At 50.5% G+C, this 22,100-nt stretch carries 17 protein-coding genes, 1 tRNA gene and 2 pseudogenes; 13 read left to right on the top strand and 7 right to left on the bottom strand.

What is annotated here, in order from left to right; genetic code table 11:
- Nucleotides 1-9: 9 nt before the first annotated feature.
- Nucleotides 10-471 (bottom strand): methylglyoxal synthase, encoded by a 462-nt coding sequence (gene mgsA / locus P2W74_RS14685; protein ID WP_276292180.1) that lies wholly within the window; start codon nucleotides 469-471, stop codon nucleotides 10-12.
- 93 nt (nucleotides 472-564) lie between these two features.
- On the bottom strand, nucleotides 565-1,227 hold the full coding sequence (gene csgI / locus P2W74_RS14680; RefSeq protein WP_203358242.1) for a curli synthesis inhibitor: 663 nt from the start codon (nucleotides 1,225-1,227) through the stop codon (nucleotides 565-567).
- 173 nt (nucleotides 1,228-1,400) lie between these two features.
- Between csgI and P2W74_RS14675 the strand changes: the two genes are divergently transcribed.
- Entirely contained in the window at nucleotides 1,401-1,814 is a 414-nt protein-coding gene (locus tag P2W74_RS14675; RefSeq protein WP_276295200.1) for a CoA-binding protein, read from the top strand.
- A 98-nt stretch (nucleotides 1,815-1,912) separates the two neighbouring features.
- Here P2W74_RS14675 and hspQ read toward each other — a convergent pair whose 3' ends face one another.
- Nucleotides 1,913-2,230 carry a heat shock protein HspQ gene (gene hspQ / locus P2W74_RS14670; protein ID WP_162382774.1) on the bottom strand — a complete coding sequence of 106 codons (318 nt, stop codon included), beginning with the start codon at nucleotides 2,228-2,230 and terminating at the stop codon, nucleotides 1,913-1,915.
- A gap of 57 nt (nucleotides 2,231-2,287) precedes the next feature.
- Nucleotides 2,288-3,478: a 23S rRNA (cytosine(1962)-C(5))-methyltransferase RlmI gene (gene rlmI, locus P2W74_RS14665; protein ID WP_276292179.1), complete on the bottom strand. Its 1,191-nt coding sequence runs from the start codon at nucleotides 3,476-3,478 to the stop codon at nucleotides 2,288-2,290.
- Nucleotides 3,479-3,572: 94 nt separating this feature from the next.
- Between rlmI and yccX the strand changes: the two genes are divergently transcribed.
- Complete coding sequence (gene yccX / locus P2W74_RS14660; protein WP_276292178.1) at nucleotides 3,573-3,854, top strand: acylphosphatase; 282 nt, start codon at nucleotides 3,573-3,575, stop codon at nucleotides 3,852-3,854.
- Here the strand turns inward: yccX and tusE are convergent.
- A complete protein-coding gene (gene tusE / locus P2W74_RS14655) occupies nucleotides 3,851-4,180 on the bottom strand; it encodes a sulfurtransferase TusE (RefSeq protein ID WP_276292177.1) in 330 nt (109 codons plus the stop codon). The genes yccX and tusE overlap by 4 nt on opposite strands.
- A gap of 87 nt (nucleotides 4,181-4,267) precedes the next feature.
- Nucleotides 4,268-4,927: an FtsH protease modulator YccA gene (gene yccA, locus P2W74_RS14650; protein ID WP_162383894.1), complete on the bottom strand. Its 660-nt coding sequence runs from the start codon at nucleotides 4,925-4,927 to the stop codon at nucleotides 4,268-4,270.
- 267 nt (nucleotides 4,928-5,194) lie between these two features.
- Between yccA and P2W74_RS14645 the strand changes: the two genes are divergently transcribed.
- From P2W74_RS14645 to P2W74_RS14595, 11 genes and pseudogenes are all read left to right on the top strand, one after another.
- Nucleotides 5,195-6,823 carry an ABC transporter substrate-binding protein gene (locus P2W74_RS14645; RefSeq protein ID WP_276292176.1) on the top strand — a complete coding sequence of 543 codons (1,629 nt, stop codon included), beginning with the start codon at nucleotides 5,195-5,197 and terminating at the stop codon, nucleotides 6,821-6,823.
- A gap of 131 nt (nucleotides 6,824-6,954) precedes the next feature.
- Nucleotides 6,955-7,042, top strand: a tRNA-Ser gene (locus P2W74_RS14640).
- 320 nt (nucleotides 7,043-7,362) lie between these two features.
- Nucleotides 7,363-7,494 (top strand): annotated as a pseudogene (locus P2W74_RS14635) (IS3 family transposase); the annotation flags it as partial.
- Nucleotides 7,495-8,104: 610 nt separating this feature from the next.
- Nucleotides 8,105-11,863 (top strand): peroxidase family protein, encoded by a 3,759-nt coding sequence (locus tag P2W74_RS14630; protein ID WP_276292175.1) that lies wholly within the window; start codon nucleotides 8,105-8,107, stop codon nucleotides 11,861-11,863.
- A 333-nt stretch (nucleotides 11,864-12,196) separates the two neighbouring features.
- Nucleotides 12,197-12,427: pseudogene (locus P2W74_RS14625) on the top strand (IS630 family transposase); the annotation flags it as partial.
- 710 nt (nucleotides 12,428-13,137) lie between these two features.
- The gene (locus P2W74_RS14620; protein WP_276292174.1) at nucleotides 13,138-13,887 is read left to right on the top strand and encodes a hypothetical protein; all 750 of its coding nucleotides are present in this window, start codon (nucleotides 13,138-13,140) and stop codon (nucleotides 13,885-13,887) included.
- Nucleotides 13,888-14,186: 299 nt separating this feature from the next.
- A complete protein-coding gene (locus P2W74_RS14615; RefSeq protein ID WP_276292173.1) occupies nucleotides 14,187-15,599 on the top strand; it encodes a tetratricopeptide repeat protein in 1,413 nt (470 codons plus the stop codon).
- 347 nt (nucleotides 15,600-15,946) lie between these two features.
- Nucleotides 15,947-17,284: an MFS transporter gene (locus tag P2W74_RS14610; protein ID WP_276292172.1), complete on the top strand. Its 1,338-nt coding sequence runs from the start codon at nucleotides 15,947-15,949 to the stop codon at nucleotides 17,282-17,284.
- Nucleotides 17,285-17,328: 44 nt separating this feature from the next.
- Nucleotides 17,329-18,069: a glucosamine-6-phosphate deaminase gene (locus P2W74_RS14605; protein WP_276292171.1), complete on the top strand. Its 741-nt coding sequence runs from the start codon at nucleotides 17,329-17,331 to the stop codon at nucleotides 18,067-18,069.
- 10 nt (nucleotides 18,070-18,079) lie between these two features.
- Entirely contained in the window at nucleotides 18,080-19,108 is a 1,029-nt protein-coding gene (locus P2W74_RS14600; RefSeq protein ID WP_276292170.1) for an N-acetylglucosamine-6-phosphate deacetylase, read from the top strand.
- Nucleotides 19,109-19,339: 231 nt separating this feature from the next.
- Complete coding sequence (locus P2W74_RS14595; RefSeq protein WP_276292169.1) at nucleotides 19,340-20,515, top strand: ROK family transcriptional regulator; 1,176 nt, start codon at nucleotides 19,340-19,342, stop codon at nucleotides 20,513-20,515.
- 96 nt (nucleotides 20,516-20,611) lie between these two features.
- On the opposite strand, the gene dgcJ is transcribed toward P2W74_RS14595, so the two are convergent.
- Entirely contained in the window at nucleotides 20,612-22,078 is a 1,467-nt protein-coding gene (gene dgcJ / locus P2W74_RS14590; protein WP_276295199.1) for a diguanylate cyclase DgcJ, read from the bottom strand.
- Between the last annotated feature and the right edge of the window lie 22 nt (nucleotides 22,079-22,100).

Genomic DNA, 22,100 nt, shown 5'->3' with positions numbered 1-22,100 from the left:
CCTGTAGGCTTATGGCTTGAGGCGTTCGGCCAGGTAGCGGTCATAATCCGGGATCAAAATATCCACTTCATCGCTGAAATTCGACGACTGGATAATAAAATCGGCGGTAGAAACGTTGGTGGCAACCGGGATATTCCACACCGTTGCCAGACGCAGCAGCGCTTTGACATCCGGATCGTGCGGCACTGCATTGAGCGGGTCCCAAAAGAAAATCAGGACATCAATTTTCCCTTCAGAGATCAGCGCGCCAACCTGCTGATCGCCGCCCATCGGGCCGCTCAGCATGGCGTTCACTTCCATACCTGTTGCGCGTTGAATTAAGTTTCCGGTTGTACCCGTCGCGTAAAGTTCGTGCTTTTCCAGTAATGGCTGGTGGCGTTCAACCCAGTTCATCAACATCTGTTTGCAGTGATCGTGTGCAACCAGCGCAATATGTTTGCGCGCCGGCAAAGTGCGAGTCGTCAGTTCCATAGTTCAATTCCGTAGTTAACCTTGCTACAGAGTACTGGAAGCACTTGACGCTGCAAGAGAAAGACGTAAAAAATGCGGACGGGCGTCAAAACGCTATGAGGATGGCTGTTTTTCTGCCCATTTCAGGAAGTTATTTCGGGTTTGCGGATCGGCTTGTTTAAACCAGTATTTGAGCCGTTGCTCTGTGAGCGTCTGGGATTGCGGCGGAATGGCATCCAGCTCTGAGATCCCCGAAAGCAGGGTGCTGTCATCGGCCATCATCGTGGCAAACTGCGGCAGCGAGGCGTGTTTAGACGCTTTATTATATCGTTCAGTTTCAAGTTCATAATCAATGACTTTTGCCGTCGACGTGATGGACAGAATATCAAGCTTTACAGGGATTGGCATGGCGTCGCCATCCAGCAGTTCAAGGCGAGGCGCGGCATCAAAATGCGCCGTTTCACGCTCGTTCTCCAGCCGTGGCAGATGAAAATTGACCTGGCTAATAGGCTGAGTATCGAAGCTCACCACCAATGGGGGTGAAATATAGAGTCGCTCTTCATGGCTGGAGAGGCGAATGGTCTTCTCCACACGAAACACCAACTGATGCGGACCATTATCCAGTTCAATACTGTCGGCCCCCCGTAACAGCGAACTGGAGACTTTTTTACCATCTAAAACAAGAAGATCAACATCACTGGAAAGGCGTAAGGTGGTGGCGAAAACGGTGGCCGGCAAAATCAATGCAATGAAGGTTGTCACAATGCCGGCTTTCATAGGGTTCTCCTGTCCAAAGACCGCATGATGAATAATGTATCAAAATTTTGCGGCAATCATCTTTACTAACATATAGACATATTTTTAACTTTTGCTCTCATACATTCGTATGGGGCGAATGGTTGGGATGTCGGGTTTGTCGTACACTTTGCAAAACAGCCTGGAGAAAGATGATGAAAGAGACCGATATTGCTGGCATTTTGACGTCCACCCGTACTATCGCGTTGGTGGGGGCGAGTGATAAACCCGATCGCCCAAGCTATCGTGTGATGAAATATCTGCTCGACCAGGGCTATCACGTTATTCCTGTTTCGCCAAAGGTTGCCGGGACGACGCTGTTAGGGCAGAAAGGCTACGCGACGCTGGCCGATGTGCCGGAAAAAGTCGATATGGTGGATGTTTTCCGCAATTCAGAAGCCGCGTGGGGCGTCGCGCAGGAGGCGATTGCTATCGGCACGAAAACGCTGTGGATGCAGTTGGGCGTGATTAATGAGCAGGCTGCGGTACTGGCGCGAGACGCGGGTCTGACCGTCGTGATGGATCGCTGCCCGGCGATTGAAATTCCACGTCTGGGGTTGGCAAAGTAAGACAGCGCGGATGGCGCGTTGCTTATCCGGCCTACGGTTCATGGCCGGATAAGACGCGTAGGCCCGATAAGCGAAGCGCCATCGGGCACAGGTTAAAATCAGTTACGCAGGCGTGGCGCCTGGAGCTGCTTGCGAATCGTGCGGGCCAGTTCATCCATTGAAGGCTGCTCAGGATGTTCGTCCTGCGTTTCGCTACTCAACTGCGCTTCAGCCAGATAGGTATGTACAGGCTGACCATTATCGTCTTCCATCACCACGTGATACCAGGGAGCAGCGCGAAGTTCGTCGTTAACCGCCAACTCATCAGGTGACGGTTCCTCGAGCGAATAGACCGGGTCGATATCCACGACCACTCCGAGATAACCTAACAGGGAATGGCGGACCTGCTGGCCAATACCGAATTTGCTGGCAATCATAGTCACCTCCCGGGAAATTAATACTCTCTATTTGAGGGTAAAATTCCACTTTTCAAGTTACATGACGCGACAGGCAAACCCTTTCAGATACAGCCCTTCCGGGTAGGTAGCGATCACCGGATGATCGGCAGCCTGACGGAACTGCTCTATAAATTGTATATCACGACCAGCATCTATTGCGGCATCGGCGATGATTTTCTGAAATAAATCGGTTGTCATCAGCCCGGAACAGGAGAATGTCAGCAATACGCCGCCAGGGTTCAGCAACTGGATTGCCAGCATATTGATGTCTTTATAGCCGCGGCATGCTCCCATCAACTGACTTTTATTTTCGACAAATTTCGGCGGATCCATCACGATCACGTCAAATTTCTCGCCACGATCGCGGTAGGTGCGCAGCAGTTTGAAAACATCATCACGCACAAACTCGGCCTTGCTCAGGTCCAGCTTGTTCAGTTCAACGTTTTGCTTCGCAATGTCCAGCGCGTCCTGAGAGGTGTCGACACTCACGACCTGGCGACATCCGCCCATCAACGCCGATACCGCGAACCCCCCGGTATAGGAGAAGCAGTTCAGAACGCGTTGGTTTTCTACGTAGCGACGGGTCGCCAGGCGGCTGTCGCGTTGATCAAGGTAGTAACCGGTTTTATGTCCGCCCTGAATATCCACCAGCAGCTTCATACCGTGTTCTTCAATAGGCAGCAGGGCAGGAGGCAACTCGCCCGTAACGGGTCCCTGGGTTAACTCCATGCCTTCTTTTTTACGCACCGCAACATCGCTGCGGTCATAAATGGCGCATTCGGGATACAGTGTCTGCAGTGCGCTGATCAAGGCGGCGCGCTGATATTCTGCTCCCGCGCTCAACAGCTGCAGCACAAGGAAGTTGCCGAAACGGTCGATGGTTACGCCTGGCAGCCCATCAGACTCACCGGCAATCAGCCGATAGCTGTCCAGCCCGTCTTTCTTCGCCAGCCACTCGCGCCATTGCTGCGCCTGCTGCAGGCGACGGGTGAAGAAGGCGATGTCGATGGATTCCGTTTTATCGAACGTCCAGACGCGTGCACGAATCTGCGACGCAGGCGAATACGCGCCGCGTGCTAACCATTTTCCCTGATGGTCAACAATATCAATGGTTTCACCGAGGCTGGCTTTACCTTCCATGCGAGCTACCGCACCGGAAAAGACCCACGGATGGCGGCGAAGTAAAGATTTTTCGCGCCCTTTGGCTAACACTAAACGTACACTCATAATTTACTATTCTGTCGAATCAAAGAAATGGGCGCCATTGTCCTGAGTTTTGCGAGGATTTGCAACGCGCCCCGCGATGATAAGGAGAACAGCAATGTCAAAAATCTGCATAATCGCCTGGGTGCACGGTCGCGTTCAGGGTGTTGGCTTTCGCTTTAGCACGCAGCATGAAGCGCAACGACTGGGATTAACCGGCTACGCGAAAAATCTCGATGACGGCAGTGTAGAAGTCGTGGCCTGCGGCGAAGCTGAGCTCGTTGAAAAACTGCTTAAGTGGCTGAAGGATGGGGGGCCAAGGAGCGCCAGAGTTGACCGGGTTCTCAGTGAACCGCATCGCCCTGGCGCCGAGTTAAAGGGCTTTAATATTCGCTATTAGATACACTTCACTGGCTTGGGCAGGCCTGCAATTTTTGTGGCCTGTTTAGCCGGACCTTTCGGGAACAGGCGGTACAGATAGCGACTGTTGCCTTTCTCTTCGCCAAATTTATTCGCCATGGCTTTTACCAGCATACGGATCGCGGGCGACGTATTAAATTCCAGGTAAAAATCACGGACAAAGCGAACTACCTCCCAGTGTTCCGCCGAGAGGGTTATGCCTTCGTTTTGCGCAATAACAACTGCCAGAGGCTCGCTCCATTGCGTCGTCTCTTTCAGATAGCCTTCGCTATCGGTATCGATTTCTTTCCCTTCAAAGATCAACATAATTCTTCACAGCGTTAGTCAAACTGTTGCCAGTTTACCAAAAAACAAAGCCCCGCATAAGCGGGGCTGGATGACACATTTTGTCTCTTAGTCGCGGCTGGCGAAACCCAGAATACTCAACAGGCTGACAAAGATGTTGTAGAGCGAAACGTACAGGCTAACCGTCGCACGGATGTAGTTAGTCTCACCGCCACGGATAATGTTGCTGGTCTCAAACAGGATGGCACCGGAAGAGATCAGGATAAATACCGCGCTAATGGCAAGATGCAGCGCTGGCAGTTGCAGGAAGATGTTCGCCACCATACCAATCAGTACGACAACGACACCCGCCATCAGCATACCGCCGAGGAAAGACATGTCTTTACGCGTTGTCAGAACGTAGGCGGAGCAGCAGAAAAAGACCAGCGCAGTTCCACCCAACGCCATCGCGATCACATCACCCATACCTGCGGACAGATAGGCATTCAGCATCGGGCCGAGAATGTAGCCCAGGAAGCCGGTAAATGCGAAAGCGGCGAGGATACCGGTCGGTTTGTTCGCTGTTTTATAGGTCAGGAACATCAGGCCATACATACCCACCAGCGTCAGGATCAGACCCGGAGACGGCAGCATTAATACGGTGCTTGCCGTGGCGGTGATCGCTGAAAACGCCAGCGTCAGGCTCAGCAGAAAATAGGTATTTCTCAGCACTTTGTGAGTGCTGAGTAGCGATGTACGGTCGCGCGAAGAAGTAATTATACGATCCATGAGTCACTCTCTTATGACAGATGTAATTAATGACGGAGGATAAAGAAATCGCTGGCAATGACACAGCGGTTTTACCCATCTTTACGCAGTTGATCTCTAACGGGATAAGCATTTTATTTCAGAAAAATCAGGTAAACCAGTTTAACACACCAATTATACGCCGCAGGGAGATCGGTGTCGTATAGGTAACTGAAAATTATTGCTTTATTACATGACGCCCATTATGAGTGGTGATGTCCTCATCAACAGATCAATAAGGTAAAGGGAATGACTCAACTCAACCCGAGGGTGTTTACGTTTACGCTGTTGGCCGTCAGTCTGATGTCGATAACCAGTGCGGCATGGGCAGCGAATGTTCCGGCCGGAACGGTATTGGCAGAAAAACAGGAGCTGGTCAGAAACAACGGTAGCGAACCGGCATCGCTGGACCCGCATAAAGTTGAAAGCAATGTCGAGCTTAGTTTAATCAGCGATATGTTCGATGGACTGGTCGCCGTCACCCCGCAAGGGGCGATTGAACCGCGACTTGCCCTGTCATGGGAAAATAAAGCCAATACGGTCTGGACGTTCCATTTACGCCCCGGGATCACCTGGTCTGATGGCTCGGCTATCACGGCGCAGGATATCGTCTGGAGCTGGCAGCGTTTAGTTTCGCCCAAAACGGCCTCTCCGTATGCGACCTATCTGGGGAATATGCATGTTCTGAACGCCGCCGAGATTGCGCAAGGCAACAAAGCGCCTGATACGTTGGGGGTCAAAGCCGTCAACGACAGCACGCTGGAAATCACACTCACGCAGCCAACCGCCGCCTTTCTCGCGATGCTGGCCCATCCATCGCTGGTGCCGCTGGATAAAGTCCTGATAGGCCGTTTTGGCGACAAATGGACAAAACCCGAACATTTCGTCAGCAGCGGAGCATACACGCTCTCGCAATGGGTGGTGAACGAACGGATTGTGACGGTGCGCAACCCTCATTACTGGGATGACCAACATACGGTTATCAATAAAGTCACCTGGCTGCCTATCAGCTCTGAGGCGGCGGACGTTAACCGCTACAAAGCGGGAGAGATAGATATTGTCTATACCGTGCCGGTGAATCAGTTCGCGCAACTGAAAAAAACAATGGGCGATGAGCTACGCGTCGCACCACAGCTGTCTACCTATTATTATCAGTTCAATACTACCCGCGCGCCGTTCAATGACCCGCGTGTTCGCCGCGCGCTGAATATGGCGCTGGATAAAGACATTATCGCGCAGAAAGTCATGGGGCAGGGGCAACGCGAAGCCTGGGTCATCAGCCAGCCGGATATTGGCGGTGTGACGCTGCGTGCGCCTGACTATGCCTCCTGGCCACGGGACAAACGCATCGCAGAGGCGAAAAAACTGTTAGCCGACGCGGGATTTGGTCCGGATCATCCACTTTCGTTCAATTTGCTCTATAACACCTCGGAAACGCATCAGCGCATTGCCATTGCGGCGAGTTCGATGTGGAAGAAGAACCTCGGCGTAGAAGCGAAATTACAAAACCAGGAATGGAAAACGATGCTCGATACCATGCATACCGGTAATTTCGATGCGGTTCGTTATGCCTGGATAGCGGATTACGATGATGCGGCAAGTTTCCTGAATACATACCGTACTGGCGACAGTGAGAACACGAGCAAGTACAGCAATCCGGCGTATGACGAGGCATTACGTCATGCCGCGACAGCAGCAACGGTCGCGGAGCGAGGTAAATATTATCAGCAGGCTGAAGACATGCTGGGGCAGGATGTACCGGCAATTCCGGTTTATCACTACGTTCGCACCCATCTGGTGAAGCCGTGGGTAGGCGGATTTGTCTCCGACAGTCTGGGAAATTACTACAGCAAAGATATGTACATCAAAAAACAGTGATGGTTTTATGCTGAATAAATGTTCAATTTGTTGTTATTTCAGGCTATTAACAGTATTTTGACTGTTTTTCAGGCAAACGAACGTTTTGGTGCTTTACAGGTCCGCTCGGGATGTTTATAGTGCGCCTCATTGGAAGCGTGGCCGAGCGGTTGAAGGCACCGGTCTTGAAAACCGGCGACTCGAAAGGGTTCTAGAGTTCGAATCTCTACGCTTCCGCCAAATACAGAGAAGGGGTTACCGAAAGGTAACCCCTTTTTTTTCGGTATTTTTACCATAAGTTGACGCCTCCTAACCATTTAGTGTCCCTGCTGGAAGCAATAGCCGCCATAGACCCTATTGAAATTAGGGTTATTGTGGTTTGGGGGTATCATGTACCGCCGAAGTCATCGTCATTCCAGAGTTAACCATCTTTTCAAGTTCACCAGCTCAAAGATGAACACTGTGCTTACAGTAGAGTCATCTTTGGAGTTTGATACGTGCTTCGAACGGGCCTCGTCGTGAGGATAGGAAATGTCTACTGAGGTGGGGTCAGTCCAAACATTAATGACTGGCGGCAGGGTTATAACGAGTATCGTCCACATTCAGAACTGAATTATCCGACGCCATCAGAGTTTGCAGCAGGCTGGCGAAACGGAAAAATTAAAGGTAAACAAACCGACATGACTCACTGACGGTAGTCTCTAATTCTGGGGACAGGTCACATCATACATAATGACCTCGTTTATGATGTTGATGGCAGGTAAATATAAGTTAGTTTCGGTATGTCAACGAAGCGGTACTAATAACGTATTATTTTCAGGTTTTTTTTATAAACTTTTATATTATTGATTTTAGTATGGCTATATTAATAATTAATTTTTTCTTTATGATTTATTCAATATTCATCTGGAAAATTTCACCTATCGCGTTGTATTGCTGGATAGTTAAAGCGCGGCTATCAGTGCAACGTTGACCGGTTAATTACCGGTGGTTCATTTTCGCTATTTAATATTATTGACGGTTGTTAACTTTATGGCTTTATTAAATATCAGGGGATCGCTTGTCTGAAGCCTATTATCACTTTGGCAAAGTAAGTCGTCGCGATTTTCCAGTGGGAGCTGAGCATATCCATCGTAGGGTCATTTTGTGAAGTGAAGGGGGAATATAGATCGTTTTCCCCCTCGGAGCTCGGAGCTGCTCTGTCTACTCGCTCAGTTAGCAATTCCAGGCGCGTAATCCGAGTGCCGCGTACAGGCTTCGCCTTTTCGTGCCCTTTCATAATCATTCTTGAGAGAAATGAACATGGCCGATATTAATAAGCATGACCCTAAATTTATCCTCCTGCAAACCTCTATAGCACAAGCGTATGTCGAGGGTGTCAACTTTAATTTACTCTCCAACCCTCTGCTTCCATTCGGTATTCGTACTTTCGATGGTAGCTTTAACCACCTGGTCACAGGGCAGCACAAGTTTGGGGCCACAGACCATTCCTTCCTGCGCGTGTTTGATCACGCGTTTCAAACGGGATATGCCGGGATATGGTCGGTTATAGATCCGCCGCGATCGGTTATCAGTAACCAGACCGCCAACATCTTACCCGCAGTTGAAGTGAACAAAGGTACCGATCCGGTCATCAGCACCGGTCTGGATGGTGTGTTTGGCACGCCATCGCCGCAGGAGGTTGTTGAGCTGGCGTCGAAATCCAGGCCTTCTACGCTGACCCAGGACACGAGCACAGTGCCTGACGGCATGAACACCCTGTCGAAACCTGCCGATCCCATTATCTTAGCGAGCAAGAAAACGTCGACGGATGACGATGACGATGGTGATGGCGATGATGATGTCGGCGGCGACGGAGCCTTCCCGCTCAACGCCAGTGATGTCGCCAACCTGAAGAATCTGGTCAACGGGCGTGAAGGCGGTGAAGACAACGATGCGCTCGGGATCCGCGATCTCGAAGGTACCGGCAATAACCGTGTTCACCTTGACTATGGTTCGGCCGATCAGCCGTTCATACGACTCACCGACGCGCACTACGGCGTCTGGAATGAGACGACTCACAACCGCGACATCAATCCCCTGTTCTCCGGGCTGGATCCGCGAGCCATCAGCAATATCCTTGGCGCACAGGAAGCAAATCTTTCCGGCAACGCCGCCGGCGTGAACAGCTTGTTCACGGCCTTCGGTCAGTACTTCGATCACGGTCTGGATTTCCTTGGTAAGGGAGGTAACGGAACGATCCAGATTGGCGCTCCGGGCACGGTTCCAAATCCTGCGGACCTGACTCGCGGCACCGTTGACAGCATTGATGCCAATGGCATCCCGCAGCATCTCAATAAGACATCGCCATTCGCTGACCAGAACCAAACTTATGGCTCGAACGAACTCGTCGGCCAGTTCCTGCGCGAAGGCGACGGACAGGGCGGATTTACGGGCAAGCTGTTAGAGGGCGGAGTGGATCCATCAAACCCGAATTTCAAGCTGCTGCCCACGCTGAGCGAACTGATCCTGCATCACTGGAGCAACAACACGCTGTTCACCGACAGCTCGCTGCCGGGCGACCACACCGTGACCTTCCGGGAGTACTTCGCCGGACTGGTCGACAGCAATGGCGTTATCAACAAGTCGATGCTTCCTGCCATGACCTCTAATTTCATGGGAAGTGGCTTTGCGCTGCTGCTCGACACCAACCCCTTTATCAACCTGCTCGACCACTACGTAGCGGGTGATGGACGTGCGAACGAGAACATCGCACTCACTGCGATCCACAACATCTGGGAGCGGAATCACAACTTCCATGTCAACGGATTGCTCGAAGCCGGATTTGATGGAACAGCTGAAGAACTGTTCCAGGCCGCCAAGATAATCAACGAGGCTGAGTATCAGCGCGTTATTTACACCGACTTTGCCGACAAGTTGCTTGGTGGCATGAGAGGCGAGGGCGATCACGGCTTCGCCGGGTACAATCCGGAAGTGGATGCACGAGTCTCCCACGAGTTCGCGACTGCAGCTTACCGGTTCGGTCATTCGCTGATAGGGCAGACGCTGACGGTGCTCGACGCTCAGGGCAATGCAACGCAGGTACCGCTGTTCGACGCGTTCCTCAACCCGACCAACGATACGAGTGCATTCATCCTCCCCAGTGGGCAATTGCCTTACTCTCCCAAGCCTGGCTATGAGCAACTGGGTGTCTCTGGGATCATTGCCGGTGGTGTTGTCCAGCAAGCGGAAGAAGTCGACGTCAATATCGTCGATGCTGTCCGAAATGACCTCATTCGCACCAGTGCTGACGTGTTCGCCTTCGACGTCGCCCGCGAGTGGGACGTCGGTCTGGGTTCGATGAACCAGATCCGGGCCGACCTGCTGGCCTCTCGCGATCCGTATGTGAAGGAGGCGGTCAGCTTTGCCGGCGATCTCACACCCTACAGTTCGTGGGAGGACTTCCAGGCACGGAACAATCTCAGCGACACAGTCATTGAGCAATTCAAGCAGGCCTATCCAGACCTCGTGCTGGAAGATGCTCAAATTGCAGACTTCCTGGCAGCGAATCCTGGCTATAAATTTGTCAACGGAAACACCGTCAAAGGCATCGACAGAGTTGATCTGTTCGTTGGCGGACTCGCCGAGAAGCACATTAATGGCGGTGTGGTTGGCCAGACCTTCTGGGTCATCATCCACGAGCAACTTGACCGGATCCAGGAAGGTGACCGGCTGTATTATCTCGACCGCGTGGAGCATCTGGACCTCTACGAGGTCATCGAGGAGCAGGGCTTTGCCGGGATCGTGGCACGCAATACGGGCCTGACCAATCTTCCCGAGAACATCTTCGGGACGAGTCAGCTCGATAATCCGCCGGTCGTTGCCCACCGCAACCTCGTCCTCAATGGTGGGAACGGCATTGACGTCCTCAATGGTGGGCTCGGCGACGACGTCCTCAATGGTGGGGGAGGCAACGATACGCTCAACGGTGGGGCCGGCAACGACACGCTCAACGGCGGCACTGGCGCAGATGTGATGGTGGGCGGTCTCGGCAATGATACCTATATTGTTGATAATATTGGCGACGTTGTCACAGAAGGTCTTAATGGCGGGACGGATGTTGTCCAGACCACCCTCAACAATTACACGTTGGGCAATAACGTTGAAACACTGGTGTTCACCGGGACGGGCTCTTTCACCGGCAAAGGGAATGCCATTGCCAACACCATCAATGGTGGCAGCGGTAATGACTTTTTGTATGGGATGGGAGGAAACGACCAACTGAACGGTGGGGCAGGAAATGACTCCCTTGATGGTGGTGACGGAGCCGATAACCTTCAGGGCGGGGCTGGCAACGATAACATGATAGGCGGAGCGGGTAACGATAGACTCGAGGGTGGCCAGGGTGCCGATAGCATGACAGGGGGGGCCGGAGATGATGTTTATCTGGTTGATAATGCCATGGATAGTGTCAAGGAAGGTCTTAATGGCGGGACGGATGTTGTCCAGACCACCCTCCAAAATTACACGTTGACCAATAACGTTGAAACACTGGTGTTCGCCGGGACAGGCGCTTTCACTGGCAGAGGGAATGCCATTGCCAACACCATCAACGGTGGCAGCGGTAATGACTTTTTGTATGGGATGGGAGGAAACGACCAACTGAACGGCGGGGCAGGAAATGACTCCCTTGATGGGGGGGACGGTATCGATAACCTGAAGGGCGGCACCGGTAACGATAACATGATAGGCGGAGCGGGTAACGATAGACTCGAGGGGGGCCAGGGCGCTGATATCATGGCAGGTGGTTCCGGAAATGACACCTTCGTCTTTAGCGCAGGCTTTGGGCGAGACCGTATTACCAACGGTTTTGATAGTAATCCCAGCGGCGGACAGGACTACCTCGATCTGAGTTCATTAGGAATTGCTGTAGCGAATTTTGCCAGCAGCGTCACGATTGCTGGGGGATCCGGTAGCAGTACCGTCATTACCATCGGCAATCCTCTTAATGGCGATGTCATTACTTTAGAAAACGTAAACTCTAACAGCATAAATATTAATGATTTTATTCTAATCGGATAAGGAGAAGACGATGTCGCGCCAGCATACGCCAACAGAACTAAAAGATTTATTAAAGGGAACGAAAGCCACCTTTATAATGCTGTGTTTTTAGTTATGTTATCAATGCTTATGCTGGCGCCTGCAGTAAAATATCGGTTTTGTGAGAAAGCGAATCCCGTCAAAAAACACGGAACCGGGAAAGGAGGTCACAGACTGCTACGCTCAATCCGCTGGATAAATAAATCACTAAACTTAGTTAGTCATTTTTTCAACACATTGCAACTTAGCTCGCAGTGCCAGAAGCCTACTAACCCACGTGTTTCAGCACAAATGGTAACAGACGAAATTAATGGAAAGATGGCCGCAATCCATAAAGAGTTGGACGAATGCAACGTGGAGCACCCGGTATTTTATGAAGGTGAAGTGGATATCCACCTCAATCCAAAAATCGGAGCGGACTGGCAACTGCGAGGGCATCAAAAACGAGTGATTACTCCCGGGCAGAATGAAAAATATTATCTGGCCGGGGCGCTGCACCGTGGTACAGAAAAAGTCAGTTACGTAGGTGGCAGCAGCAAAAGCTCATTAAACGCAAAACGGATGTCCCGTTCTTTTATCTGTGCGGGCTGTCCTGCAGCATTTCGAGGAACAACAGATTGCTGAGCGTGGTCAGTTTATTTTCTGTACCTTCCTGGTTATCCGGCAGACAGGCTATCATCATTATTTTGCATGATTATTAAGATGAAAATAGTACGAAAGTTAATATTTAGTATGCCAATTTGATAGCAATAATAAACTGAAAATACTGGCAATAAATACTCATTTCATCAGCAAATGATTGCGTGCTTTGCACGCTAGCCAGGCTTGTTTCTAATTATCCTGTATTTTCAATCAGGTAATACAAATAGAGAGTGTTTGTTATGCACAGATACCCCATCATCTATATCCGCGGCTATGCAATGACTGTGGGTGAACGTAACGAAACATCATCAGATCCTTTCTGTGGGTTTAACATCGGATCGACTCTCTACATGCCACGGAAACCTGGCAAGGTGACGCGAAGAGTTGAACTCGCGGGGGGCATTCGCTCAATGAACCGGGGCTACCGGAATAGCATGGCGTATCAGCTGAAGCGCCCTGTACTGAATTGGTCGCGCCGCTGCAGAGTCAAGCCGGTGAGAATAACTTTCGCTTTGGTACGGGTAAAATCAACGGGTGGAATGGTGAGCAATTTGCCGAGAGTGCATTCTGGATCCATCCGTGATGCGTTGCGAATAAATTTCTGGAGGTTTTGAATGAGTGCTCCTTCTTCTCGTGTTTCTTCAACTTCTCATACGACGCGATCTCAGCCCAGAAAACATGCTGTGTCTTTTTCCGATAAGGATGTTTGGGACCGCATTACATCGCTTGCGGCGATCCTTATCCCTGCTGCTATTGCTCTGGCCGGTTACTTCATCGGTCAGGCAATCAAGGATGCAGAAATTGCATCCCAGGAAAAGCGCGCAGATCTCGATAGAGCGCTTGCTCGGGAGAGTGTGCGTGTTTCACAGGCGAATCTCATTAATACCCTTATGAAATCGTTGACCAGTGTGAACCCACAGGAACGTCAGTTAGCCGTTCAAGCGGTGATAATTGCCCTCCCGGAAGAGGGCCCAGCGTTGGCACGCACGATAGAACAAACAGACAAGGATAAGTCGGTGCAGGAAGCCGCTCGTAACTCTATTGATCAGCGAATAGAGACACTACTTCAGGATCTGTTCGCATCAGATGCCAGTACCCGTATAACGGCTGCACAGCAAATCATTCAAGGTTGGCGGAACGATCCTGGAGCGGTTGATGCGATCATATCCTTTGCTAAAAGCCATCCCTCCAATGAGAACGGTATCTTCAATGCCGTCGTTGTGCTTTCTGAGTTCAACGCTTCCGCACTTAAGACACATCGAGCGCAAGTTATTGCTTTCGCTGAGCAGGCAAAAGGGGCAGGTCCGAACACCGCAGCTCGTGCGGCAGTGCTATTGTCCCGACTTGGACCTAATCCGGCGTAATGCCCAACTTATTTCAACAGGCAGTGCCCGTTACCATTCATTAATGGGGGCGTTTCGGCTAACCGTATCTCTGGTCTGTGCTGGATTCCCCCCACTGTTTGCATTCCCTGCGGCAGCGTCCGCTGCATAAATGCCATACGCTTCAGTTGAATTCCCTGAATTTTAAGGGCATTTTTTCCGCGTTTTATCAAGTCGACGACTTATAGTTCTGATACAGATCACAACCGTCGGCCAAACAGGTTGGATTGTGAGTGTGCCATCTCCATTATGTGCATTTTTCTTAACAAGGATTACGTTATATGAACATTCGACCTCTCTTCGCCTTAACTTTCATCGGCTTATTATGGGGCGTAGGCGCATCGCAGGGACACGCAAAAGAGTGGAAAAAGGAGCCTATGACTGTTTTACAGCAAGGGGCAGAGGCGGGTGATGCGGAGGCACAGTTCGTTCTTGCGGCCGTTTATTTAAAGGGAAAAGAGGTGCCGCAGGACCTCAGTAAAGGGCGCGAGTGGCTAATCAAATCTGCAGAGCAGGGAAACGCGGATGCGCAGCACCTTCTTGCGCTCATGTATTACGAGGGAAAGGGAGAGCAGAAGGATGACAAGAAAGCGGCTGAGTGGTTTAGCAAAGCAGCCGGGCAGGGGAAAGTCGATGCGCAGTACTACCTTGGCACCATGTACTGCGAAGGTCAGGGCGTACAGCAGGACGACAAGAAAGCCGTTGAATGGCTGACCCAGGCTGCGGAACAGGGAAATGCCGATGCGCGCTATTTCCTCGCCTTGATGTACTTCGATGGTGAGGGGGCGCGGTGGTATGACGGCAAGGTCATTGAATGGTTCAACAAAGAAGCAGAACAGGGAAACAAGAAAGCGGTTGAGTGGCTTAGTAAGGCGGCCGGACGGGGAAACTATCTTGCGATAGAGTGGCTTCATCGGGCGGTTGAACGAGGAAATCCCGATGCGAAGCATTATCTTGAAAACAATAAAGCGCTGTTAGAGGGCTACAACACCGTCAAGGCATTGAGTAAAGCGGCTGGGCAGGGAGATGCTAAGGCGCAGGCTTTACTCGGCAGAAAGTACTTTGAGGGTGATGGCGTTGGTATGGATCATAAAAAAGCGCGTGAGCTGTTGACGCAAGCCGCCAGCCACGGCGATGCACTGGGTCAGAGCATGCTGGGTGTTATGTATTACATTGGCGAGGGCGTCGGTGTTGCTCAGAATTACCAGAAAGCGTTTACGTTGTTTAACCAGGCCGCTCCCCAGGGCGATATGCTGGCGCAGGGCATGCTCGGCTCAATGTACTTAAAGGGAGAGGGAACCGCTCAGGACAATAAGAAAGCGATGGAGTGGTTTAGCAAGGCCGCTGAGCAGGGAGATACAGGCTCTCAGACGGAGCTTGGGAAGATGTACTTAGAAGGACTTGGCGTCGCCCAGGACGATAAAAAAGCCCTTGAGTGGTTTGATAAAGCCGCCAGGAAGGGAAATGCAGGGGCTCAGGGTTTGCTGGGAAGCATGTACCTGGAAGGGAAAGGGGTGAAGCAGGACTATGCGCAAGCCTATATCTGGACTGCGGTGGCCGTCGCCAATGGAAATTTTGATGCGCAGACCTCTATGGAGAGCGCAAAGCAGAATTTAACGCCTGCCGCATTTAAAGAAGCGGACGATAAGGCAAGGAACTATTTCGAACAGCACCGCAATCAACCAGAGATGTAATCCAGTCTTAATGGTTAAAACCCCCCGGCGTGAGGCCGGGGGGAATCGCTTGTACCGTCACCACAACAAATTCTAGTCCCGCGTCAGACACACCATTGAAACCGTCACCTGAATATCATTCCCGGCACCGTCGAACCTGACGTCCTTTCAGACCCATTTTTACTCATAAATCCCGTTTGTCATGACAGCTGTCACATTTACAACTCTATTTTTGAACGCATGTGTTCAAAAATAGATGCCGTAGTGATACCGTCATTGCACGCGAGGTTGATGTCCGCTTGTTATCCAGATCAGACAATGTTTTTTATTGTTTTAAAACAATTGTTTAATGAAGTTCAGGGGGAGCAATGAGTGAAGCAAATTTAGACCGAGGTAGCATACTGGATATCCCTGCAGAGCAGGGGGCCAGTAAAAAAACGATTCGCAAAGTCATGTTTGCCAGCATCTCAGGCACCGTTATTGAATGGTACGACTATTCGCTATACGGCGCCGCTGCGGGGCTGGTCATCAATAAACTCTATTTCCCTAATCTCTCTCCTACCATTGCAACGCTGGCCGCTTTTTTAACCTTTGCGGTTGGCTTTGTTTCACGTCCCCTGGGAGGGGTGATTATTGCGCATATTGGTGATCGTTACGGGCGTAAACCCGCCCTGATTTTCGCCGTACTATTAATGGGGATTGCAACACTGGCATTGGGATTATTGCCGACATATCACCACATCGGTATCTGGGCGACCATTGCCCTGGTCGTTATCCGCCTGATGCAAGGGTTTGGTTCAGGCGCGGAACTGGCGGGGGCGCAAACCTTTGTTGCCGAATATGTGCCTGCTAATCAGCGAGGGTTTTACACTTCACTGATCAATGCCTCCACGGGCGTGGCCATTCTTCTTTCATCGCTGGCCTTTTTCCTGGTCACCCAGTTACCGGATGAAGCCTTTATGAGCTGGGGATGGCGTGTTCCGTTCCTGTTCTCCATTGTGTTGTTTATTGTGGCTATTTATATCCGTAAACATCTGGATGAAACGCCTGAATACGTAAAATCGATGGAGAAGGCCGAGAGTAATAAGAAAACCGAGGCCGTCCCGATTAAAGCGTTGATCATGAACAGCCCTAAAAGCCTTATTTGCGGTTTCTTCAGTCTGGCGGGCCACCAGGCAAATGGGTACTTGCTGAGCGTTTTCAGTATCAGTTATCTGACGAATACCTTAGGGATGGCGAAATCTGAAGGGCTAATAGCACTGATGATTGCCGTGACGGTAAATACCCTCATGACGCCGGTCATGGGAAAAATGGCCGATAAATATGGCACGACGGTTGTCTTCTCGTTTGGCGCTATTTTCCTTGGTGCCTTCGCTTTCCCGCTGTTCTGGTTTCTTAATAGCGGCGATATTGTGCTGGCCACCATCGGGATGTGTATCGCTTACGGTATTGGACACGGCGCAACGTCGGGAGCTCAGGGGGCATTTCTTGCGAATCTCTTCCCGACGCAGTACCGCTATTCTGGCATCGCGTTATCGCGTGAACTTAACAGCGTCATTTTTGCGGGTTCCACACCCGTTATTGCCGCTGCACTCATCACCTTTGGTGATGGAGAGCCGACCCTTCTGATCTATTACCTGATCTTTTGTAGCCTGTTGACCTTAGTCGCAGTGCAAATGGCGAAGGGATTGAAAGAACATCATTAATGTGGGTCCAGAGACAGTATTAAAAATTAATCAATGAGGTAAACATGAATATCATTATTTCAGACAATAAAGACATTTTGGGTGTGAAAGCAGCGGAAGCCGGTATTCTTGCGATACAAAATGCGCTGGCTCAGAAAGCGCATATTGCCATTATTCTGGCGACCGGAGCCAGTCAGTTTCAAATGCTGGAAAATCTCATCAAGGCGGATATTGACTGGTCGCGAGTGACGATTTTTCATCTGGATGAATATATTGGGTTAGGCGAAGATCATCCGGCCAGTTTCCGGCGTTATCTACGTGAACGTGTTGTCGAAAAGCTTTCTGGATTGCACCAGTTTGTGGGAGTTGATGGCTCTGCTGAGAATATTGACCTGGAGCTTGCTCGTCTGAACCGATTGATTAGCGCGCAGGATATTGACGTTTGCTTTGCAGGGATCGGTGAAAACGGTCATCTGGCCTTTAACGATCCACCGGCAGATTTTACAACAACGGTGCCTTATCTGAAGGTTGAACTGGACGAAGCCTGTCGCCGCCAGCAGTTGGGCGAAAAATGGTTCAGTTGCTTAGAGGAGGTGCCGTCACACGCTATCTCCATGAGCATCCATCAGATTATGCTCTCCAGGGCGCTGATCCTGAGCATTCCGGATGCACGTAAAGCGCAGGCTGTAAAAGATGCTCTGCAAGGCCCTGTGGTGAATACTGTTCCGGCCTCTATTGTTCAACGTCATGCTGCCTGCGAGGTATTTTTGGATAATGAATCCGCCTCGCTTATGACCAGACCGTAAGGGATGAAAGATGAAAGTCACTCCAGGTTTGTTTGATATACAGGTGAATGGGTTTGCCGGTGTAGATTTCAATGATGAAAGTATTGAAGCCGAAATGCTGGACTTCGCGCTGGAAGCCATGCTGAAAACCGGCGTGACCTGCTGTCTGCCAACGCTGATTACGGCTTCCGGACCTGTGCTTATCAGGCGCTTTCAGGCGCTGGATAAAGCCGTGACCGGGAGTAAGCTCGGGGCGTTGATGGTCCCGGGATATCATCTGGAAGGACCTTTCCTGAATCCGGCAGAGGGATATGCCGGGTGTCATCCTCCACAAGATATGCTTGCTCCGGACATTCGGCTGATTGATGACATCGAAAAGGGACTCTCACGACCGATTCTGTTGGTCACCTGCGCCCCCGAATTTGATGCCAGCGGCGCGTTTGTGCGGGCGTTAACGGAAAGGGGAAAACGTGTTGCGGTTGGGCATTCCAGCGTCGGTTACGCCCAACTTCAGGAAGCAGTTGAGGCGGGGCTCAGTCTGTGTACACATCTTGGTAATGGCATTCCTCAGACGTTACCTAAGCTGGATAACACATTACAGGCGCAACTGAGTTGCGATGCGCTGGATGCCTGCTTTATTGCTGATGGGTTACATATTCCCCCGTTCGCGCTCAAAAACCTTCTGCGCGCGAAAACGTTGGCCCGCTCGATTCTGGTGACGGATGCGATGAGTGCTGCGGCCTGCAAGAACTCTGGGATGTATTCTTTTGCCGGAGTGAAGGTGGAACTTGCTGACGATGGTACGGTACGCCAGCCGGGTGCCAGTAATCTGGCGGGATCCAGTCTAACCCTGGATCAGGCAGTGCGTAATCTGGTGCACTGGAATATCGCCAGCTTTGACGAAGCCGTGGAGATGGCAAGCGCCCACCCGGGCAGGGTTATGCAAAAGGCAATGGTTCATCATTCGCAAATTCGCCCTGAATCCAGGGTGGTCTGGGATGACAACAATGCCGTCATTGAATGTCATATCGCGTCTGGCATCAGCAGGCGCTACAACTAAAAACAGGGGCAGCAATGCCCCTGCAATGCTAGCTCTCTGCATTTAAAATGTTTCCCCAACGTTGTAACCGTTTGTTCCTTCTCCTGTAAAAAGCAAATCAGAGTTGATTGATGCGCTACCTTTCTGGATACTTTGTCGGGTAGCTCTGCTGGCATAACGCCCCTCGTGATTACCACGATGAGGGATTACTGCTAATGTCCTGGTCTGAACCTGAAATGTTTTTAAAAGAGCATGAATAACAAACCCACAATAGACTTTTTGACCCATTTGCCGATCACTCGCGCCTTACTCAATGATAAAGAACGTGTTTTCCTTGCGGTACTGAAGGGAGAGGTGAAAACCCGAAGCGAAGCCACCAAACGACTGTCAATTCGTTCCACCACGATCTCTGATTATGTGGCTGAACTTCTGGAGGCTCGCCTGTTAACGGAAGAGCCCAGTGAACATGTTGGGCGAGGGCGACCGTCGCTGACGCTGGGTGTTAACGCCAACAGAGTGGTGACCATCGTTTTTCAGGTGATCAGTCAGTCGGTGCATACCTTTATGGTCAACCTGGCTGCGCAGATTATCGCGCATGAGCATGTTGAGGCTTCACCCGACAGCGACAATGCGGCCCTGGAAGCGATTTTTCTTAATCTCTATAACAGTATCGTGATGAAGTTACCGGCAGGTGCTGAATTAGCCGGGACGGTCTTTTCGCTTGGCGGTGTATTTGATCGGACGACTTACCGCTGGATCCACACCTCGCGCTGGCCCAGGATGCATAACCTGGACATCAGACATATTTTTCCGGATAAAGAACACTCAGTCACACTGTCTCGTACACTGGATAATGAATTACTGATCCACCTCCTCCAGCAAAATGAAAGCACATTGCTTTTGCACTGGGGATACGGCGTCGGTTTTGCGTTTGGCCAGTCCGGGGACAACATTGTTGAAGGTGGTTATGCCTTCGGTGAAATTGGACACTGGCATATTCCAGGACAGAATGGCCTCTGTCACTGTGGACAAAAAGGCTGTCTGGAAACCGTCGCTGCATTATGGTCCATCGGCCGCGCGGTTCTGGACGATGATTTTCAGGCAGGGGATGATGAAGAGCATATTGCGACTATGCTGGAATCCAGAGCGTTGTCTGACAATCCGGCGGTGCGGCAAGCGGTAGAGCAGATGACCACCGCTGCGTCTAATGTCTGTCGTGTCTTTTTCCCTAAAAAACTGGTTGTTTCCGGTCCGTTCGTAAAAAATGCGGGCATATGGCATGCATTCTGTGACGGTTTTGAACAGCAAAACAACTTCTTTGGTCAGACCATCCCGGTGTTATCGGTCAGTCAGGTGAACCGTGATCTTGGCGTGTACGGTGCGGCGATACCCGTACTGGAGCAAGGTCTGGCAAAACTGTTACTGTAGCATTTCCCTGGTTGGCGTAGCCCTGTATGTGTTCTACAGGGTTCACGCCAACGCGGGTGACTTTGATATCCTCATATTGGCGATACGTTGACGCACTCAGATCTTACCCGGCTCCTGAATACCGTATTTATTCCGTTTATGTTGATACAGCAAATCGTCTGCTTTTAACAGCGCGGTTTCCAGCGTGTCATTAGGATGCAGTTGATAGCAACCGTAGGAGAAGGCCACGAGTTTTTCTTCATCCAGTGTGGTCAGGTTTTCCTGGATTCGGGCAATGACATCCCAGGACTTCGCCAGCGTATAATCGATCAAAATCAGGCTGAATTCATCTCCGCCCAGTCGTATACCGTAGTCACTTTTACGGATTGATTGTGCTATCGCCATGCCCAGAGATTGGATGGCTTTGTCGCCCATATGATGCCCCAGCGTGTCGTTGATTTTTTTCAACCCATCGCTGTCGATCGAAATTACCGTGACGGCGATTTTTTTCTGGAGCAAGGTACGGATTTTTAGATCGAGACTGGCGTTCATTATTTTTCGATTGTAGAGACCGGTCATCGCATCGGTGACATTGTCGTGAGACAGTGACATATGACGTATAAACTGTTGTTTAGCATAACGGCAGAGTAGCCAGGTACTGAATACATAAAGAATGACTAACCACATATTGCTGATGATAAGATAAATCGCATCAAGTTTAATATGCAGAGTGTAGTACTGTGTTATAGGCTCTTCATAATTAATAGCATCTACCGTTTTAATATACGGGCTATGGAAAATGATATTGTCTCGGGTGGTATTGTCTGTGACGTAAAGCGATAAAAATTGCCACAGCAAAGGGCGATCGAGGGTATGGAACGATGTTGCCAGATCATTAATGTTGATATCGGTAATCAATATTCCTTTCACGATATTGTGACGGAATACAGGGGTCAGCATGCTGATGATATTTTTCTCTGTAAAGCCATCATGATAAATATGTGAAACGATGTTTTCACCCTGCATCAAGTCATTTAATGCCGCGGCGTCAATATTAATGGTGTGGGCGCTACGAACAATATTGATGCTGTCATCATCGGCAACCAGCCAGTTACTGAATTTGTAATGCCGGGTATCGACTAACTGATTGATGTAAATATAATTGTGTGCCATATCAATGTAATATCGCATGTTTTTGAACACATATCCGTTGTAGTTCGAAAAACTGTACTGTGACGAAATCATCGTGTTTGCATGTTGAATGATGGGCAGCGCGGAGACGTCCTGGCCCCATTGTGCGCATGAGGGATTGTGAGTTTGTAGCGTCCCCTCTAACGCGGGCAGCGTTTTACCCACCAGATTTAAACCGAAAATCGTGTTCACTGATTCGACGTGTTTGCATACGTCAGTCATCTCATCCGTTTTCTTTGCTGACGGAGAGGCTGTGGATGAAAATGCTCGCGATAGTCGAAATGCAATATCCTGGTTTATGAACTCCTCATGGAATAACGCAGACTTTCCGTTTTCAGCAATGTATCCCATGTAGCGTTGAAGGCTACGGTATTCATGAGCGAAGAGTGCCAAAAAAATCGATGTCGTACAGGCA

Source organism: Citrobacter enshiensis (assembly GCF_029338175.1).
In the GTDB taxonomy this organism is placed as follows: domain Bacteria; phylum Pseudomonadota; class Gammaproteobacteria; order Enterobacterales; family Enterobacteriaceae; genus Citrobacter_D; species Citrobacter_D enshiensis.
Note: the sequence above shows the minus strand (reverse complement) of the source record. Positions and strands in the feature narration are given on the sequence as shown.

Excerpts from the sequence above, each read along its gene's own strand:
- mgsA (WP_276292180.1), bottom strand. The coding sequence starts at position 471 with ATGGAACTGACGACTCGCACTTTGCCGGCGCGCAAACATATTGCGCTG.
- csgI (WP_203358242.1), bottom strand. The coding sequence starts at position 1,227 with ATGAAAGCCGGCATTGTGACAACCTTCATTGCATTGATTTTGCCGGCC.
- P2W74_RS14675 (WP_276295200.1), top strand. The coding sequence starts at position 1,401 with ATGAAAGAGACCGATATTGCTGGCATTTTGACGTCCACCCGTACTATC.
- hspQ (WP_162382774.1), bottom strand. The coding sequence starts at position 2,230 with ATGATTGCCAGCAAATTCGGTATTGGCCAGCAGGTCCGCCATTCCCTG.
- rlmI (WP_276292179.1), bottom strand. The coding sequence starts at position 3,478 with ATGAGTGTACGTTTAGTGTTAGCCAAAGGGCGCGAAAAATCTTTACTT.
- yccX (WP_276292178.1), top strand. The coding sequence starts at position 3,573 with ATGTCAAAAATCTGCATAATCGCCTGGGTGCACGGTCGCGTTCAGGGT.
- tusE (WP_276292177.1), bottom strand. The coding sequence starts at position 4,180 with ATGTTGATCTTTGAAGGGAAAGAAATCGATACCGATAGCGAAGGCTAT.
- yccA (WP_162383894.1), bottom strand. The coding sequence starts at position 4,927 with ATGGATCGTATAATTACTTCTTCGCGCGACCGTACATCGCTACTCAGC.
- P2W74_RS14645 (WP_276292176.1), top strand. The coding sequence starts at position 5,195 with ATGACTCAACTCAACCCGAGGGTGTTTACGTTTACGCTGTTGGCCGTC.
- P2W74_RS14630 (WP_276292175.1), top strand. The coding sequence starts at position 8,105 with ATGGCCGATATTAATAAGCATGACCCTAAATTTATCCTCCTGCAAACC.
- P2W74_RS14620 (WP_276292174.1), top strand. The coding sequence starts at position 13,138 with ATGAGTGCTCCTTCTTCTCGTGTTTCTTCAACTTCTCATACGACGCGA.
- P2W74_RS14615 (WP_276292173.1), top strand. The coding sequence starts at position 14,187 with ATGAACATTCGACCTCTCTTCGCCTTAACTTTCATCGGCTTATTATGG.
- P2W74_RS14610 (WP_276292172.1), top strand. The coding sequence starts at position 15,947 with ATGAGTGAAGCAAATTTAGACCGAGGTAGCATACTGGATATCCCTGCA.
- P2W74_RS14605 (WP_276292171.1), top strand. The coding sequence starts at position 17,329 with ATGAATATCATTATTTCAGACAATAAAGACATTTTGGGTGTGAAAGCA.
- P2W74_RS14600 (WP_276292170.1), top strand. The coding sequence starts at position 18,080 with ATGAAAGTCACTCCAGGTTTGTTTGATATACAGGTGAATGGGTTTGCC.
- P2W74_RS14595 (WP_276292169.1), top strand. The coding sequence starts at position 19,340 with ATGAATAACAAACCCACAATAGACTTTTTGACCCATTTGCCGATCACT.